Origin of the sequence: Dokdonella fugitiva (genome assembly GCF_014138265.1) — a bacterium.
GTDB classification, from domain to species: domain Bacteria; phylum Pseudomonadota; class Gammaproteobacteria; order Xanthomonadales; family Rhodanobacteraceae; genus Dokdonella_A; species Dokdonella_A fugitiva_A.
In genome coordinates, this window is record NZ_JACGXL010000001.1 from 250,157 (window position 1) to 266,247 (window position 16,091).

Sequence of the window (16,091 nt, forward strand, 5' to 3'; positions counted from 1 at the left end):
TGACGTGGTTCACAAATTACGGACACGTGTGTTAGCTTTCCGGCCGCTCAAACAGGGGGTTCTCCAATGTACAACCATGCATCGTCGTACCGGGTCCGGTGCGCTGCGTTCCCGCGTGCCCGAACAATGGCTGCCGGCCTCATGCTCGCATTGGCCCCGCTCGTGGCCGCCGCGAATCCGCCGGGCTGGAGCACGGCGATTCCGGTCACGATCACCGAAGGCAGCGGCACCGCCCTGACCGACTACCAGGTGCGGTTCGTCGTCGACACCGCGAGCATCATCGCGGCCGGCAACATGAACGCGGACGCGAGCGACCTGCGCTTCGCCACGGATTTCGAAGGCACCGACGCGATCAGCTACTGGATCGAGAGCGGTGTCGATACGGCCTCGACCGTCGTCTGGCTCAAGGTGCCGTCGCTGCCGGCATCGAGCGATACCGGCATCTGGCTGTTCAGCGGCAATGCGGCCGCGGCCAGCGAGAGCACGCTCGACGTGTTCGATTTCACCGGCGTGCCCGAGAACTCGGCGACCAACCAGGTTTTCGGCGGCGGCGCCGGCGGCGTCGGCAACAGCCAGCGCGGTTTTCGCTTCAGTCCCAACGAGGACATCCTCGTGACCCAGTTCGGCAAGGCCGAACCGACGGGCACGACGCGATACATCACCTTGTTCGACTACGCGACGCAGGCGTTGCTCGCGCAGACCCAGGTCGGCGGCCCGGCCGCACAGTACTCGTACGTCGACCTGCCGCAGCCGATGTGGCTCAACCCGGGTCAGCAGTACGTGCTCGAGATGTACCAGGAAGCCAGCGACGGCTACTACTTCGGGAATTCGTCGCAGATCAATCCGCGCCTGACGTACTACGACATGCGCTACTGCAACAGTTGCACGAAGGATTCCTTCCCGCCGAATGTGCTGACCAACTACCACTACGGCTATCCGGATTTCGAATTCCGCACGCGCCAGCACGCGGGCGTCGAGCCGGTCGCGACGCCGGGCCCGGGACCGACGCAGACGTCCCTGCAGAGCGACAGCGCAACCCCCGTGCTCGGCACGACGGTGACGTTCACCGCGTCCGTCGACGGCATCTTCGCGCCCGGCGGCGTCGTCGACTTCACTTCGGATGGTTCGCCGATCGCGGGCTGCACCGCCGTCGCGCTCAGCACCGACGTTCCGCCGATCGCCAGTTGCGCGACCAGCGCATTGTCGGCGGGCGACCACGCGATCGTCGCGGCCTATGCCGGCGACGCCAACAACGCCGGTTCCAGCTCGGATACGTTGACGCAGACGATCCTGCGCCTGACCAGCGCGACCACGCTCGCCACCGCATGCCAGACGACGTTCGTCGAGGGCCAGCCGATCACGTTCCAGTCGAATACGACGAGCAGCCAGGCGCCGACGGGCGCGGTCACGTTCGACAAGGGCGGCGCGGCGATGTGCACGGACGTGCCGCTCGCCGCCGGTGCGGCCACGTGCACCGTGACCGATCTCGCGGTGGTGGGCGGCGGTCCACTCAGCAGCTACGACATCACGGCGATCTACGGCGGCGACGCGGACAACCTGCCGAGCACGTCGGCGATCCTTCCGGTTACCGTGCTGAGCGCGACCGAAGTATTGCTGCGCGACGGCTTCGATCTCGGCGGCGTGATCTGCCCGACGCAATGATCGGTCGTTCGGTGGCACCCGCAGCGACGGGTGCCGCCGGCGGATCAGCCGGACGTGCGCGCGGCAACGTACGGCGAATGTGCGAGCAGGTCGGCGCGATAGTCGTCGAGCGCGGTCGCCTCGCGCCGTAGTGCGGAGGCGATCGCGCTGCGGAAGCGCGGATCGGCGATCCAGTGGAACGAACGCGTGCGCGTCGGCAGGAAGCCTCGCGCGAGCTTGTGTTCGCCCTGCGCGCCGGGCTCGAACGTGTGCAGTCCCTCGCGCAGGCAGTAGTCGATGCCCTGGTAGTAGCAGGCTTCGAAATGCAGGCCGGCAACCTGTTCGCGGCATCCCCAGTAGCGTCCGTACAGCGTGTCTGTGCTGCGCAGCATGAAGCTGCCGGCGACGAGCCGGCTTGCACGGCGACACAGCACCGCGACGACGTTGCGTGGCATCGTCGTCCCGAGGTGGCGGAAGAACGCGAGCGTCAGGGCAGGGTAGTTGCCCTTGTCCTCGAACGTCGCGAGATAGAAATCGTGCAATGCCTGCCAGTCCGCGTCGTCGAGTTCGTCGCCGTGGCGGATCTCGCAGGAGACGCCCGCGCGCACGACCTGCGCGCGCTCCTGGCGGATGTTCTTGCGCTTCTTGTGGCTGAGTGCGGCGAGGAAGTCGTCGAAGTCGCGCCAACCGCCGTCACCGTCGGTACTCGGGTTGCGCCAGTGGAATTGCCAGTCGAAGCGCGGCAGCCACGCATTGCCGCTGAAGGCGCCTGCGTCCGCGTCCGAGGCGAAGTTGAGGTGTGCGGACGACAGCGCGAGCCGTTCGGCTTCGCTGCGCATCGTGTCGACGAGCGCGCGACGCAGCATGTCCGCGTCGCCGCCGGTGCCGACCAGCAGGCGTGCGCCGCCGACCGGCGAATACGGCACCGCGCAGAGGAGCTTGGGGTAGTACTCGAGGCCGTGGGTCGCGTACGCGTGCGCCCAGCTCCAGTCGAACACGAACTCGCCGTGCGAATCGTGCTTGAGGTAGAGCGGTGCCGACGCGACGAGGCGTTCGCCATCGTACAGGCCCAGATGATGCGGCTGCCAGCCGTTGCGCAGGTTCGCGCAACCGTGCTCCTCGAGGCCGGAAAGGAACGCATGTGCGAGGAACGGATTGTCGTCGTCGCGCAGCGCGTCCCACTGCGCGGCCGGGATGTCCCGCAGCCGGGCATGGAAACGCGCTTTCATGTCCGTGAGTTCAGGCAAAAGGCAAAAGCCGAAGATCGAAACACGAAGGACACGAAGAAAGATATGGAAATGCTCTTCCTTCGTGCCCTTCGTGGTTCATTCTTTTCCTTCACGCGCAGACGATCAGCCCTTGTCGAGGTACTTCTCGGCATCGAGCGCGGCCATGCAGCCGAACCCAGCCGAGGTGACGGCCTGGCGATATACCTGGTCGGCGACGTCGCCCGCGGCGAACACGCCCGGCACGCTGGTCGCGGTGGCTGCACCGTCGAGGCCGGTACGGATCACGATGTAGCCGTTCTTCATCTCGAGCTGGCCGTCGAAGATCGACGTGTTCGGCGTGTGGCCGATCGCGATGAACGCGCCGCTGACCGCGATCTCGCGCGTGCTGTCGTCGAGCGTGCTGCGCAGGCGCACGCCGGTGACGCCGGCGTCGTCGCCGAGCACCTCGGCGACCGCGTGGTTCCAGACGATCTCGACCTTGCCTGCGCGTTCCTTCTCGAACAGCTTGTCCTGCATGATCTTCTCGGCGCGCAGCTTGTCGCGGCGATGCACGAGGGTGACCTTGCGGCAGATGTTGGACAGGTACAGCGCTTCCTCCACGGCGGTGTTGCCGCCGCCGATCACCGCGACGTCCTGTTCGCGGAAGAAGAAGCCGTCGCAGGTCGCGCAGGCGGACACGCCCTTGCCCTTGTAGTGTTCCTCCGAGCGGATGCCGAGGTACTTCGCGGTCGCGCCGGTCGCGATGACGAGCGCGTCGCAGGTGTATTCGCCGCCATCGCCCTTGAGGCGGAACGGCCGCTGCGTGAGATCGGTGCTGTGGATGTGGTCGAACACCATCTCGGTGTTGAAGCGTTCGGCGTGTTCGGCCATGCGACGCATGAGATCGGGGCCTTGCAGGCCCTCGACGTCGCCGGGCCAGTTGTCGACGTCGGTCGTCGTCATGAGCTGGCCGCCCTGGGCGAGGCCGGTGATGAGGGTCGGCTTGAGGTTCGCGCGCGCGGCGTACACCGCCGCGGTGTAACCGGCGGGGCCGGAGCCGAGAATGATCAGTCGCGAGTGCTTGGCAGTGCTCATGTATAATCCGGGCCGCTTTCGAGGCGACCGACTCGTGGCGTTTTTCCGTACACCGGCGCATAGATCCGACGCCGCCGGCGAATCCGATTCCCTTGCTGTCCGACGCGCCGCCATGCGGCGACGGTCGCGCGGGAGACCGGAGAATGGAGGGAACGCGTGCACGATTCAAGGCGCCCGGCGTCCCGCAACGATCCTGGCAACACTTCTTTCGAGGAACCTGCAATGCGTATCGGTGTGCCTTCGGAAACCAAGACCCTGGAAGGGCGCGTCGCGCTCGTGCCGGCTGCCTGCGCCGATCTCGTGCGCCGTGGCCACGAGGTGTACGTGCAGGCCGGGGCCGGCCTGAAGAGCGGCTTCAAGGACGAGGACTACACGCGCGTCGGCGTGAAGATCGCCGCGACAGCGAAGAAGCTGTACGAAGTGGGTGAGCTCATCGTAAAGGTGAAGGAGCCGATCGCCGGCGATCTCAAGCTGCTGCGCAAGGACCACCTGCTGTTCTGCTACCTGCACCTCGCGCCGGAGCCGAAGCTGACCAAGGCGCTGCTCGACATCGGCCTCACCGGCATCGCGTTCGAGAGCGTGCAGGAAGACGACGGTTCGCTGCCGCTGCTCGCGCCGATGTCGATCATCGCAGGCCGCATCGCCACGCAGATCGGTACGCACCTGCTGCACCAGCCGGCCGGCGGCAAGGGCAAGCTGCTCGGCGGCCTGCCGTCGACCGAACGCGGCAAGGTCGTCGTGCTGGGTGCCGGCGCCGCGGGTGGCAACTCCGCCGCGCTCGCCGCCGCGATGGGCGCGAACGTGGTCGTGTTCGACAAACGCCAGGATCGCCTCGCGCAGATGATGGCGCTCGGCAGCAACGTCACCGCGCTGTACCCGTACGAGGAATACGTCGCGCGCGAAGTGCGCGACGCCGACCTCGTCATCGGTGCCGTGCTGATCCCGAGCGCGAAGGCGCCGCACGTCGTCACGCGCAAGATGGTGAAGTCGATGGAGCCGGGCTCGGTGCTCGTCGACATCTCGATCGACCAGGGCGGCTGCTTCGAAACCTCTAAGCCGACGACGTACGCCGAGCCGACCTACCAGGTCGACGGCGTCACCCATTTCTGCGTGACCAACATGCCGGGCGCGGTGCCGCAGACGTCGTCGCAGGCGATCTGCGCGGCGATCCTGCCGTACGTGCAGCGCCTCGCCTCGGACAAGAACTGGAAGAAGTTCGAGCCGCTCAAGCGCGGCATCAACGTCGAGGGCGGCAAGATCGTCCATCCGGCGCTGAAGGGCTGAGCAGGCCTGCTATCCTGCGCGGGCGGTGAGCCCGCGCAGGGTGCGCCGTCACTGAATTTTCCAGTTAAAACAGTGGCCTGTTATAGCAACTTCAGGTAAATTATCCTGGTGGCGCGCACAACCAAACCCGCAAAACCGACCCCGCGACTCGACGAGCACTGGCACAAGCGCCTGCGCGAAGCCGGCTTCCTGCTGTTGCTGCCGGTCGCGATCTACCTGTTCGCGTGCCTGGCGTCCTACGACAAGGACGATCGAGCGTGGTCGCATGCAGGCGACCCGAACCGCGCGATCCACAATTTCGGCGGCGCGTTCGGCGCGTGGATCGCCGACCTCGTGTTCTATCTGATCGGACTCGTCGCGTACGCGTTCCCGCTGCTGCTGCTCGTGGTCGGCTGGATCGTGCTGCGCGGCGCGGCGCGCGAAGAGCGCTCGCCGCTCGAGCCGACCTTGCGCCTGATCGGCTTCGTGACGTTCTTCATCGCCGCGCCCGGCCTCGCGTTCCTGCAGGGCAGCGGCCCGACCATGCTGCCCGCCGGACGCGGCGGGATCCTCGGCCATCTCGTCGGCGGCAGCCTCGTCGGCAGCTTCGGTCCGCTCGGTGCCGGGCTGTTCCTGCTCGCGCTGCTGCTCATCGCGATCACGCTCGCGACCGGACTGTCGTGGTTCAAGCTCATGGACGCGATCGGCCGCTTCCTGCTCGGCGCGGGCGCCGGCGTGGCCGACCGCATGAAGCGCGCCGAGGACTGGAACGCCGCGCGCGAGGCGCGCGCCGAACGCGAGGTCGTGCGCAAGATCGAAACGGTCAAGCAGGCCAAGCGCGATCCGATCCGCATCGAACCCGTCGTCGCGCCGATCGAGAAGAGCGAGCGCGCGCAGCGCGAGACGCAGATCCCGCTGTTCTCGGGCGCGTCCGATTCGGGCCAGTTGCCGCCGCTGTCGCTGCTCGACGAGCCGCGCCAGCAGGTCAAGGGCTATTCGGAGGAGACGCTCGAAGCGTTGTCGCGCCAGGTCGAGCTCAAGCTCAAGGATTTCCGCATCGAAGCACAAGTCGTCGGCGTGTTCCCAGGCCCGGTCATCACGCGCTTCGAGATGCAGCCCGCCCCCGGCATCAAGGGCAGCCAGATCTCGACGCTCGACAAGGACATCGCGCGTGGCCTGTCGGTGACGAGCGTGCGCGTGGTCGACGTGATCCCGGGCAAGTCGGTGATCGGCCTGGAGATCCCGAACGCGAACCGCGAGATCGTCTATCTCTCGGAGATCCTGCGCTCGGACAAGTACGACACGCTGAAGTCGCCGCTGGCGCTCGCGCTCGGCAAGGACATCGGCGGCAAGCCGGTCGTCGTCGACCTCGCGAAGATGCCGCACCTGCTCGTCGCCGGCACGACCGGTTCGGGCAAGTCGGTCGCGGTCAACGCGATGGTGCTGAGCCTCTTGTACAAGTCGAGCGCGCAGGACGTGCGCCTGATCATGATCGATCCGAAGATGCTCGAGCTGTCGGTCTACCAGGGCATTCCGCACCTGCTCGCGCCGGTCGTGACCGACATGAAGGAGGCCGCCAACGCGCTGCGCTGGTGCGTCGCCGAGATGGAGCGGCGCTACAAGGTGATGTCCGCGGTCGGCGTGCGCAACCTCGCCGGCTTCAACAAGAAGGTGAAGGACGCCGAGGACGCCGGCCACCCGCTGCTCGACCCGCTGTTCCGCCCGGACGCGTCGCAGCCGTCGCGCGTCGCCGAGCCGTTGCAGCCGTTGCCGTACATCGTCGTCATCATCGATGAATTCGCCGACATGATGATGATCGTCGGCAAGAAGGTCGAAGAACTCATCGCGCGGCTAGCGCAGAAGGCGCGCGCCGCGGGCGTGCACCTGATCCTCGCCACGCAGCGCCCGTCGGTCGACGTGATCACCGGCCTGATCAAGGCGAACATCCCGACGCGCATCGCGTTCCAGGTGTCGAGCAAGATCGACTCGCGCACGATTCTCGACCAGTCCGGCGCCGAGACGCTGCTCGGCCACGGCGACATGCTCTACCTGCCGCCGGGCACGGCGATGCCCGAGCGCGTGCACGGCGCGTTCGTCGACGACCACGAAGTGCACAAGGTGGTCGACTGGCTGCGCCAGCAGGGCGCGCCGGACTACATCGAGGGCGTGCTCGAGGAAGTGCAGTCGCTCGGCAACGGCCAGGTGATCAGCGAAACGGGCTTGCCGCAGGACGCGGGAGACGGCGAGGGCGGCGAGGACGCGCAGCTCTACGACAAGGCGGTCGCGATCGTCACGAAGACGCGGCGCGCATCGATCTCCGGCGTGCAGCGCCACCTGCGCATCGGCTACAACCGCGCGGCCCGCCTGATCGAGCAGATGGAGCGAGACGGCGTCGTCAGCGGTCCCGAGCACAATGGCAACCGCACCGTGCTCGCGCCGCCGCCGCCGGAAGACTGAGCCGGCCGCGATTCATCCGCAGCGCGCATAATCGCGCGCCGTATCCTTTACGACGACGACACCCATGCGCCTGATCGCCGCCCTCGTTGCCCTCGCTTTCGCCACCCACGCGGTCGCTGCCGACAGCGCGCGCGCGCGCATGGAGGCGTTCTCGAAAGGCCTGCATGCGGTCAGCGGCAGCTTCAGCCAGTCGGTCACCGACGCCAACGGCCATCGCGGCGACGCGTCGCGTGGCACGCTCGCGCTCGAGGCGCCGCGCCAGTTCCGCTGGGAGACGACGGCGCCGTACCAGCAGACGATCGTCGCCGACGGCAGCAAGGTGTGGGTCTACGAACCCGACCTCGAGCAGGTGTCCGTGCGCGGCCAGAGCGCAGCCGAGGCGCACAGTCCGCTGACCGTGCTGACCAACCTGTCTCAGCTCGACAGCCAGTTCAAGGCCAGCGAAGGCGGCGAGCACGACGGCTTCGCCTGGCTGCGCCTGACTTCGAAGGCGAAGGAGCCCGAGTTCGAATACGCCGAACTCGGCTTCGACGCGGCGTCGTTGCAGCGCATGCGCTTCAAGGACCAGCTCGGCAATCTCACCGAGATCCGTTTCGCCGACTGGAAGCGCAACCCGTCGCTGCCGGCGGGCACGTTCACGTTCACGCCGCCCAAAGGCGTCGACGTCGTCGGTGACGTCAAACCGGACGCCGAGGTGTTCCCGGTCCGCGACTGACGTGACAGGCGTCACTCGCGATCCTTGACGACTGCGCCTGCCGCGGCGCGGCGCGCATCGCGATGATCTCCTCGCACCGACGCGGTGCGGAGGAGATCGCCATGAACAACGTTCCGCTTTCGAATCTGTCGCAGGCGCAGCGCGAGACGCTGGAGAAGCTGCTGCCGATCGTGCTCGTCTTCGGCCTCGCCTGGCTTGCCGCGCGTGGCGTGAAGAAGCTCGCCTGGTCGCTGTTCGGCCTCTACTGGGCGTTCCATTGGGCGCATCCGTGGCGCCTGTTCCACTGACGCCGCCGATGGCCGACCCGTGGGAGCGTCGGAGCGCGCGACGCTCCTGCCACGCACGTTCGCCGGGTGATCGCCGCTGCTACGATAACCGGCCCTGACCGCGCCCGATCCGGCACGGCGATCACACGGAACACGCCATGACGCAAGACACCGCGCGCGCATTGATCGAAACCTACTACGCGGCGTTCAACCGCGCCGACTGGAACGCGATGCTCGAATGCCTCGCCGGCGACGTCGTGCACGATCTCAACCAGGGCGGGCGCGAACACGGGCGCGATGCGTTCCGCGCATTCCTCGCGCGCATGGATCGCTGCTACGAGGAACAACTGCGCGACATCGCCGTGTTCGCTGCCGCGGACGGCACGCGCGCGGCGGCCGAGTACGTCGTCCATGGCCGCTACAAGGCGACCGACGAGGGCCTTCCTCCTGCGCGGGATCAGCGCTACGCATTGCCGGGTGGCGCCTTCTTCGACCTGCGTGACGGGCGCATCGCGCGCGTGACGAACTACTACAACCTGCAGGACTGGCTGCACCAGGTCGGCGCTTGACTCGGGTACACATCATAGGGGGAGGGCCTGCAGGATTGATGGCCGCCGAAGCCGCGCGCGCCACCGGCGCCGAGGTCGACGTCTACGATCGCATGGGGTCGGTCGGCCGCAAGTTCCTCGTCGCCGGCAAGGGCGGACTCAATCTCACCCATTCCGATCCGTTCGAGCGCTTCGCGTCGCGCTATCGCGGGCGCGCCGACGAAATCCGCGCGTGGCTGCGCGAGTTCGACGCCGATGCGCTGCGCGCGTGGGCGCGCGGGCTCGGCGTGGACACCTTCGTCGGTACCTCGGGGCGCGTGTTTCCGCTCGACCTCAAGGCCGCGCCGCTGCTGCGCGGCTGGGTGCGGCGCCTGCGCGCGAGCGACGTGCGCTTCCACGTCGGCCACGATTGGATCGGCTGGGACGAACACGGTGCGCTGCGCTTCGCGAGCGGCGACGGCGAACGCAAGGTCAAGGCCGACGCGGTCGTGCTCGCCTGCGGCGGCGGCAGCTGGCCGGTGCTCGGATCCGACGGGCGCTGGGTCGCGCCGCTCGCCGCGCGCGGCGTCGCGATCGCGCCGCTGCAACCGTCGAACTGCGGCTTCGACGTCGCCTGGAGCGCGCACTTCGCCGGACGCCACGCCGGCGAGCCGGTCAAGCCGGTCGTGCTCGAATGCCACGACGCCGACGGCACGGCGCACCGGCGCCAAGGCGAATTCGTCGTCGGCGCGCACGGCATCGAAGGCAGCCTCGTCTACGCCTACAGCGGCATCCTGCGCGATGCGATCGCCGCGCGCGGCAGCGCGACGATCCGCCTCGACCTCGTGCCCGGTCGCGACGTCGAGCGCCTCGCGCGCGAACTCGCCCGCCCGCGTGGGCGCCGTTCCTTCGGCGAGCACCTGCGCCGCGCCGCCGGCATCGACAGCGTGAAGGCGGGGCTCCTCTACGAAGTGCTCGGCAAGGACGGCCTCGCCGACGCAGGGAAGGTCGCCGCGACCTTGAAAGCGCTGCCGTTGAAGCTGTTGCGTGCGCGTCCGATCGACGAAGCGATCAGCAGCGCAGGTGGCGTCCGCTTCGACGCGCTCGATGCACACCTCATGTTGCGCGATCTTCCTGGCGTGTTCTGCGCGGGCGAGATGATCGACTGGGAAGCGCCGACCGGCGGCTATCTGCTGACCGCCTGCTTCGCGAGCGGACGCATCGCGGGCGCCGCGGCCGCGGGCTGGCATGCGCGCGCGGCCGGCGCTACCGTTCCGGCATGATCGAAGTCCATCCGTTGAGCGGCCCGGAAGCCGCCCGTCACGTCGATGCGGTCGCCGCGTTGCGCATCGCCGTGTTTCGCGACTGGCCGTACCTCTACGAGGGGGACTTCGACTACGAGGCGAAGTACCTCGCCACCTACGCAGCGTCGGCCGAGAGCCTGTTCGTGCTCGCGTTCGACGGCGCGCGCATCGTCGGCGCGTCGACGGGCATTCCGCTCGCCCACGAGACCGCCGCGTTCGTCGAACCGTTCTCCGCGCGCGGGATCCCGAGTGCGGACGTGTTCTACTTCGGCGAATCCGTGCTGCTGCCCGAGTACCGCGGGCGAGGCCTCGGCCACCGCTTCTTCGACGAGCGCGAGCGCTACGCGCGGCGCCTCGGCCGCTTCCGCATGACCGCGTTCTGCGCGGTCGAGCGCGACGCCGACGACCCGCGCCGTCCGCCCGGGCATCGGCCCAACGACGCGTTCTGGAGCAGGCGCGGCTACCGCCGCCAGGACGACATGTTCTGCCGCATCGACTGGCCCGAGGTCGGCGACGGCGTGCCGCTGTCGCACCGGCTGCGCTTCTGGCTGCGCCCGCTGGATCCCGCATGAGCGTGCGCGTCGCGGTCGCCCGTTACGCGATCGGCGAACCGGCCGATTTCGCCGCGTTCGCCGATCGCGTCGCCGCGCGCGTCGATGCCGCCGCGCGAGCGGGCGCGCAGTGCGTCGTGTTGCCCGAGTACCTCGCGCTCGAAGCCGCGGCCGCGCAGGAGCACGCGGTGCGCGCCGATTTCGTGCGCTCGCTCGATGCGCTGCAGGACCAGCGTGGCGACTACGAGGCATTCGCACGCGAACTCGCGCGCCGGCATTCGATCTACCTCGTCGCGGGTACCTTCCTCGCCGCGCACGGCGACGGCCGCTATCGCAATCGCGCCTGGCTCGCGACGCCCGAGGGCGCGCTCGCGTTCCAGGACAAGCTCACCCTGACCGGCTTCGAGCGCGCGAGCGGCGTGATCGAGCCCGGCGATGCGATCAAGGTGTTCGACACAGCGATCGGCCGTATCGCGATCGATGTCTGCTACGACATCGAATTCCCGCTGTACGCGCGTGCGCAGGCCGAGGCCGGCGCGAACCTGCTGCTCGTGCCCAGTTGCACCGACACCGAAGCCGGAGCGAGCCGCGTGCGCATCGGCTGCCAGGCGCGCGCGCTGGAGAACCAGGCGTTCGTCGCATGCGCGGTGACCGCGGGCGTCGCCGACTGGAGTCCGGCGCTCGATCGCAATACCGGATCGGCCGCGATCTATACGCCGGTCGATCGCGGCTTCCCGGCCGACGGCATCGCCGCGGCGACGGGCGAACGCGACGACTGGGCCTGGGCCGACGTCGACCTCGACGCGCTCGCGGCCGCGCGCCGCGAGGGCCAGGTCGCGAACGCCGCCGACTGGCCCGCGCAGCAGCGGCCCGCGCTCGCGCGTGCGCGCGTCGAACGCGCCTGAATCAGCCGATCAGCCAGAGCGACGAGCCGGCCAGCGCGCACGCGATGACCGTCGCCGCGAGCACGTCGCTCGGATAGTGCAGGCCGAGCACGACGCGCGACATCGCGACGAGCAGGGTGAACGGCAGCAGCAACGGCGCGAGCCACGGGAAGTACGCGAGTGCGATGAGTGTGAAGCTCACCGCGTGCAGCGTGTGGCCCGACGGAAAGCTGAACTCGTCGAGCGGCGCGATGTACGGGGTGATGTCCGCGTGCGTGCGGAACGGGCGCGGACGCCGCGTCCAGCGCTTGAGCGTGCGATAGAGCAGGGCGGCGACGATGCCGACGCAGGCCATGTGCAGCGCGGCCTGCAGGCCGCGCCGTCCGGCGAACAGCGCGAGCACGAGCATGAGCGCGTACCAGAACGCGCCGTCGCCGAGCCGGCTGACCAGGCGGAACAGGCGTATGAGCGCGCGCCTTGCGCCCCAGCGGTTCATCGCCAGGCACAGGCGGCGTTCGCCGCTGCCGATTTCGATGCGTTGCCAGGTGGTCATGCCGCGTTCCTCCTGCCGAGGGCGCCGAGCAGGTCGGCGAAGTGTTCGGCGACGCTGGACGGACTCAGCATCGCCACGGTCGAACGCGCCGCGTCGCGCGGATGCGGTGCGCCGGCCTGCGCGGTGGCCACGCGCGCGGCGAGGGAGACGGCCGCGTCGACGAACGCGTCGTCGTCGCCGAGCGCGACGCGCGCGCCGGCCTGCGTGTCGCGCACGTGCTCGCGCGCGGCGCCGTAGTCGAATGCGACGACGGGCACGCCGCTCGCGAGCGCTTCGAGAGTCACGTTGCCGAAGGTCTCGGTGCGGCTCGGGAACAGGAACAGGTCGCCGCACGCGTAGTGCCGCGCGAGTTCGTCGCCGCGGCGCACGCCGGCGAACAGCACGTGCGGATGCTGCGCCGCGAGTGCTTCCCGCGCGGGTCCGTCGCCGACGACGACGAAGCGCGCGCGCGGGTGCGCGGCGCGGATCGCCTCGAATGCGCGCACCGCGAGGCCGAGGTTCTTTTCCGGCGCGATGCGGCCGACGTGCACGACCGCGAGGTCATCGGGCGCGAGGCCCCATTCGGCGCGCAGCGCGGGATCGCGGCGTCGCGGGTGGAACAGGTGGGTGTCGACCGCGCGACGCAGCAGGCGCACGTTGCGGAAACCGGTCGAGCCGAGGAATTCGACCAGTTCGGCGGTCGGCACGAGGGTCGCCGCGGCGCGATTGTGGAAGCGGCGCAGGTAGGCGAACACGATCGGCGTGAGCAGGCCGAGGCCGTAGTGGTTCACGAAATCGTCGAAGCGCGTGTGGAATCCCGTGCACGCGGGGATGTCGAGCCGGCGCGCGGTGCCGAGGGCGGACCAGCCGAGCGGGCCTTCGGTCGCGATGTAGAGCGCGTCGGGGCGACGCTCGGACCAGTGGCGATGCAGGTGCCGGTGTGCGGGCAGGCCGAAGCGCAGGCCCGGGTAGCGCGGCAGCGCCGCGCCGGGCAGCAGCAACTGTTCGAACTCGGCGCCGTCGCCGACGTCGGCGTCCTGGCGCGGGCGCACGAGTTCGACGTCGTGGCCGAGCGCGACCAGCCCGCGCGCGAGCGACTGCACCGTCAACGCGACGCCGTTGATTTCGGGTGGCCAGGTTTCGGTGACGATCGCAACGCGCATGCAGGGATCCGCATCGGGCATGCGGCAAGGCTCGCGCGTGGCCTTGAAGTGCGTGTTGCATCGCGGTGGCGGATCGATGACAGTGCGGCCATGCCTGTAACAAGGCTGTCACATCGACCGCCTAGCGTGCGTGAATGCCCGTGAATCCAGTGACTTGCGACCCGTTGTCGAGTTCCGGTCTCGTGCGCGCCTCGGCGCGCCGGCGGTACTGGCGCGGGCGCGTGCAACGCGTGCTCGTCGCCGCGGGGGCGTCGTTCGTCCTGCTCGGGCTGTTCGCGATCCCGGTCTACCTGGCCGCCGCGGTCGCCGCGTCGCGCGCGCCGGTCGGTGTCGACTGGGCGCATCTCGGCCTGCTGTTCGCGGGCAGCCTGCGCGCGACCGCGTGCGCGATCGCGGTCGCATTGCCGCTCGGCTTCGCGACCGCGATGTTCAGCGCGCATTTCTGCGCGCCACGCCTGCGCGCGTGGCTCAAGCCCGCGCTGGAGATGCTCGAGGCGGTGCCGACGGTGATCCTCGGCCTCGTCGCCGCGACGTCGTTCGCGCCCTGGCTCAAGTCGCATGCCGCGACGCTGCTCGCGCTGCTCGTCGCGTTGCCGGCGCTGCTGCTCGCGGCCGGCTTCGCGTTCGGCCGCCCGTCGCGCCACGACGGTTGGCTGCCGCTGAGCGTGCTGCCGCTGCTGTGCGCGATCGTCGCGTTCGGCCTGTGGCTGTCGTCGCGCGCGCAGGCGCCGTGGATCGTTCCGGCGAGTCCGTGGAATGCGACCCTCGTCGGCCTCGCGCTCGGCGTCGCGGCGCTGCCGCTCGTGTTCTCGGTCGCCGAGGATGCGCTGTTCCTCGTTCCACGCGAGCAGACCCAGGCTGCGTTCGCGCTGGGCGCGACGCGCTGGCAGGCGCTCACGACCGTCGTGCTGCCGGCTGCGGGCGCCGGCCTGTTCGCTGCGGCGCTGCTCGGCATCGCCCGCTGTTTCGGCGAGACGATGATCGTGCTGATGGCGAGCGGCAATACCGCGATCGGCGGTTTCGATCCGTTGATCGGCCTGCGTTCGCTCGGTGCCGACATCGCGCTCGGCATGCCCGATGCGGCGCCCGCGAGCGCGGTCTGGCGCGACCTGCTCGTCGCCACGCTCGCGCTGCTCGCTTCGACGGTGCTGCTGAGCCTCGCCGCCGGTTTCGTTCGCGCGCGCCTGCGGCGCCGGCTGCACGCAGGCGCAGCGGCATGAACGGCACGCGTGCCGCGACCGCGGCGACCTGGATGCTCGGCGGCCTCGTCGGCCTGTGCATCGCGGCGATGCTCGGCCTGCTGTTCTTCACGCTCGGCAGCGGGCTCGCTTCGCTGCGACCCGGCACGATCGAGCGCATCACCCTCGCCGACGGATCGTCGCGTCTCGCCGAGGTCGTCGCCGACGACGGCCACGCGCTGCTGCTGCGCACGAGCGAGACGCGTCGCCTCGGCGAAGGCTACGAACGCGTGCGCCGTGGCGACGTCGTCGCTCGCAGCGAACCCGTCGACGCCTTCATGATCGGTCTGGGCGACGGCCGGCGCGTGCTCGGCGTCGGCGACGATGCCGCGCTCGCCGCGGCCGTGGGAAGCATCGGCGCGCTCGCGCGCGTGGTCGAGGTGCTGCGGCCGAACGCGCTCGGCGCGTTCGAAGGCGCCGGCATCTTCCTGCGCCGGCTCGCGCGTTTCGTCGCGACGCCGCCCGACGCATCCAACCTCGCCGGCGGGGTGCTGCCGGCGCTGGTCGGTACGGTCACCCTCGTGCTGCTCATGAGCGTGCTCGTGATGCCGTTCGGCGTCGCGGCCGCGGTCTACCTGCACGAGCGCCGCGGCGTCGGCGCACGCATCGTGCGCACCGCGATCGACACGCTCGCCGGCGTGCCCGCGATCGTCTACGGCGTGCTCGGCCTCGGCCTGTTCGTGCACGGTATCGGCGCCGGCATCGACCGCTGGTTCTACGCCGATCGCCTGCCGGTGCCGACCTTCGGCGGCGGCGGCCTGCTGTGGGCAGCGCTCACGCTCGCGCTGCTGACCTTGCCGGTCGTCGTGGTCAGCGTCGAGCAGGGACTCGCGCGCATTCCGTCGAGCCTGCGCGACGGTTCCCTCGCGCTCGGCGCGACGCGCGAAGAGACCCTTCGGCGCCTGCTGCTGCCGGCCGCGCGTCCCGCGGTACTGACCGGGTTCGTGCTGGCGATCGCGCGCGCGGCCGGGTCGGTGGCGCCGCTCATGCTCGTCGGCATGGTCAAGCTCGCACCGGCGTCGCCGCTCGACGGTGCATTCCCGTACCTGCACCCGTCGCGCCAGTTCATGCATCTCGGTTTCGCCGTCTACGACGCGGCGCTCGCGAGCCCCGACGCGATCCGCGGCGTGCCGCGCGCCTACGCCTGTGCGATGCTGCTCGTGTGCGTGGTGATCGTGCTGAACCTGTCGGCGATCCTGTTGCGCAATCGCCTGCGCGACCGTTATCGCGCCCTGGAATCCTGAGTA

Annotated in this window: 15 protein-coding genes; 11 read left to right on the plus strand and 4 right to left on the minus strand. The window is 69.5% G+C overall.

Annotated elements, in window-relative coordinates:
* Positions 1-141 precede the first annotated feature (141 nt).
* Positions 142-1,662 (plus strand): DUF2341 domain-containing protein, encoded by a 1,521-nt coding sequence (locus FHW12_RS01120; protein WP_182529149.1) that lies wholly within the window; start codon positions 142-144, stop codon positions 1,660-1,662.
* Positions 1,663-1,706: 44 nt separating this feature from the next.
* On the opposite strand, the gene FHW12_RS01125 is transcribed toward FHW12_RS01120, so the two are convergent.
* Together FHW12_RS01125 and trxB are read right to left on the minus strand one after the other, a co-directional pair.
* Positions 1,707-2,870: a GNAT family N-acetyltransferase gene (locus FHW12_RS01125; protein WP_182529150.1), complete on the minus strand. Its 1,164-nt coding sequence runs from the start codon at positions 2,868-2,870 to the stop codon at positions 1,707-1,709.
* A 123-nt stretch (positions 2,871-2,993) separates the two neighbouring features.
* Positions 2,994-3,944, minus strand: a complete 951-nt coding sequence (trxB, locus tag FHW12_RS01130) for a thioredoxin-disulfide reductase (protein WP_182529151.1) — start codon at positions 3,942-3,944, stop codon at positions 2,994-2,996.
* A gap of 222 nt (positions 3,945-4,166) precedes the next feature.
* Between trxB and ald the strand changes: the two genes are divergently transcribed.
* The 8 genes from ald (at position 4,167) to FHW12_RS01170 (ending at position 11,932) form a co-directional block, all read left to right on the plus strand.
* Positions 4,167-5,228, plus strand: coding sequence for an alanine dehydrogenase (gene ald / locus FHW12_RS01135; protein ID WP_182529152.1), 1,062 nt, complete (start codon positions 4,167-4,169; stop codon positions 5,226-5,228).
* A 108-nt stretch (positions 5,229-5,336) separates the two neighbouring features.
* Positions 5,337-7,664, plus strand: a complete 2,328-nt coding sequence (locus tag FHW12_RS01140) for a DNA translocase FtsK (RefSeq protein ID WP_428993603.1) — start codon at positions 5,337-5,339, stop codon at positions 7,662-7,664.
* A gap of 64 nt (positions 7,665-7,728) precedes the next feature.
* Entirely contained in the window at positions 7,729-8,379 is a 651-nt protein-coding gene (gene lolA, locus FHW12_RS01145) for an outer membrane lipoprotein chaperone LolA (protein ID WP_182529153.1), read from the plus strand.
* A gap of 101 nt (positions 8,380-8,480) precedes the next feature.
* A complete protein-coding gene (locus FHW12_RS01150) occupies positions 8,481-8,666 on the plus strand; it encodes a hypothetical protein (RefSeq protein ID WP_182529154.1) in 186 nt (61 codons plus the stop codon).
* Positions 8,667-8,803: 137 nt separating this feature from the next.
* Positions 8,804-9,214, plus strand: a complete 411-nt coding sequence (locus FHW12_RS01155) for a ketosteroid isomerase-related protein (RefSeq protein ID WP_182529155.1) — start codon at positions 8,804-8,806, stop codon at positions 9,212-9,214.
* A complete protein-coding gene (locus FHW12_RS01160) occupies positions 9,190-10,455 on the plus strand; it encodes a TIGR03862 family flavoprotein (RefSeq protein ID WP_182530103.1) in 1,266 nt (421 codons plus the stop codon). The genes FHW12_RS01155 and FHW12_RS01160 overlap by 25 nt, the downstream gene beginning before the upstream one ends.
* Positions 10,452-11,048 carry a GNAT family N-acetyltransferase gene (locus FHW12_RS01165; protein WP_182529156.1) on the plus strand — a complete coding sequence of 199 codons (597 nt, stop codon included), beginning with the start codon at positions 10,452-10,454 and terminating at the stop codon, positions 11,046-11,048. Before FHW12_RS01160 ends, FHW12_RS01165 begins: the two co-directional genes overlap by 4 nt.
* A gap of 2 nt (positions 11,049-11,050) precedes the next feature.
* On the plus strand, positions 11,051-11,932 hold the full coding sequence (locus FHW12_RS01170) for a carbon-nitrogen hydrolase family protein (protein WP_182530104.1): 882 nt from the start codon (positions 11,051-11,053) through the stop codon (positions 11,930-11,932).
* A gap of 1 nt (position 11,933) precedes the next feature.
* On the opposite strand, the gene FHW12_RS01175 is transcribed toward FHW12_RS01170, so the two are convergent.
* Both FHW12_RS01175 and FHW12_RS01180 read right to left on the minus strand, forming a co-directional pair.
* Positions 11,934-12,464 carry a phosphatase PAP2 family protein gene (locus FHW12_RS01175; RefSeq protein WP_182529157.1) on the minus strand — a complete coding sequence of 177 codons (531 nt, stop codon included), beginning with the start codon at positions 12,462-12,464 and terminating at the stop codon, positions 11,934-11,936.
* Positions 12,461-13,606 carry a glycosyltransferase family 4 protein gene (locus tag FHW12_RS01180; protein ID WP_182529158.1) on the minus strand — a complete coding sequence of 382 codons (1,146 nt, stop codon included), beginning with the start codon at positions 13,604-13,606 and terminating at the stop codon, positions 12,461-12,463. Before FHW12_RS01180 ends, FHW12_RS01175 begins: the two co-directional genes overlap by 4 nt.
* Positions 13,607-13,746: 140 nt before the next feature.
* On the opposite strand from FHW12_RS01180, the gene FHW12_RS01185 reads away from it, so the two are divergent.
* Together FHW12_RS01185 and FHW12_RS01190 are read left to right on the plus strand one after the other, a co-directional pair.
* Positions 13,747-14,826: an ABC transporter permease subunit gene (locus tag FHW12_RS01185; RefSeq protein ID WP_182529159.1), complete on the plus strand. Its 1,080-nt coding sequence runs from the start codon at positions 13,747-13,749 to the stop codon at positions 14,824-14,826.
* A complete protein-coding gene (locus FHW12_RS01190; protein WP_182529160.1) occupies positions 14,823-16,088 on the plus strand; it encodes a PstA family ABC transporter permease in 1,266 nt (421 codons plus the stop codon). The genes FHW12_RS01185 and FHW12_RS01190 overlap by 4 nt, the downstream gene beginning before the upstream one ends.
* Positions 16,089-16,091 lie beyond the last annotated feature (3 nt).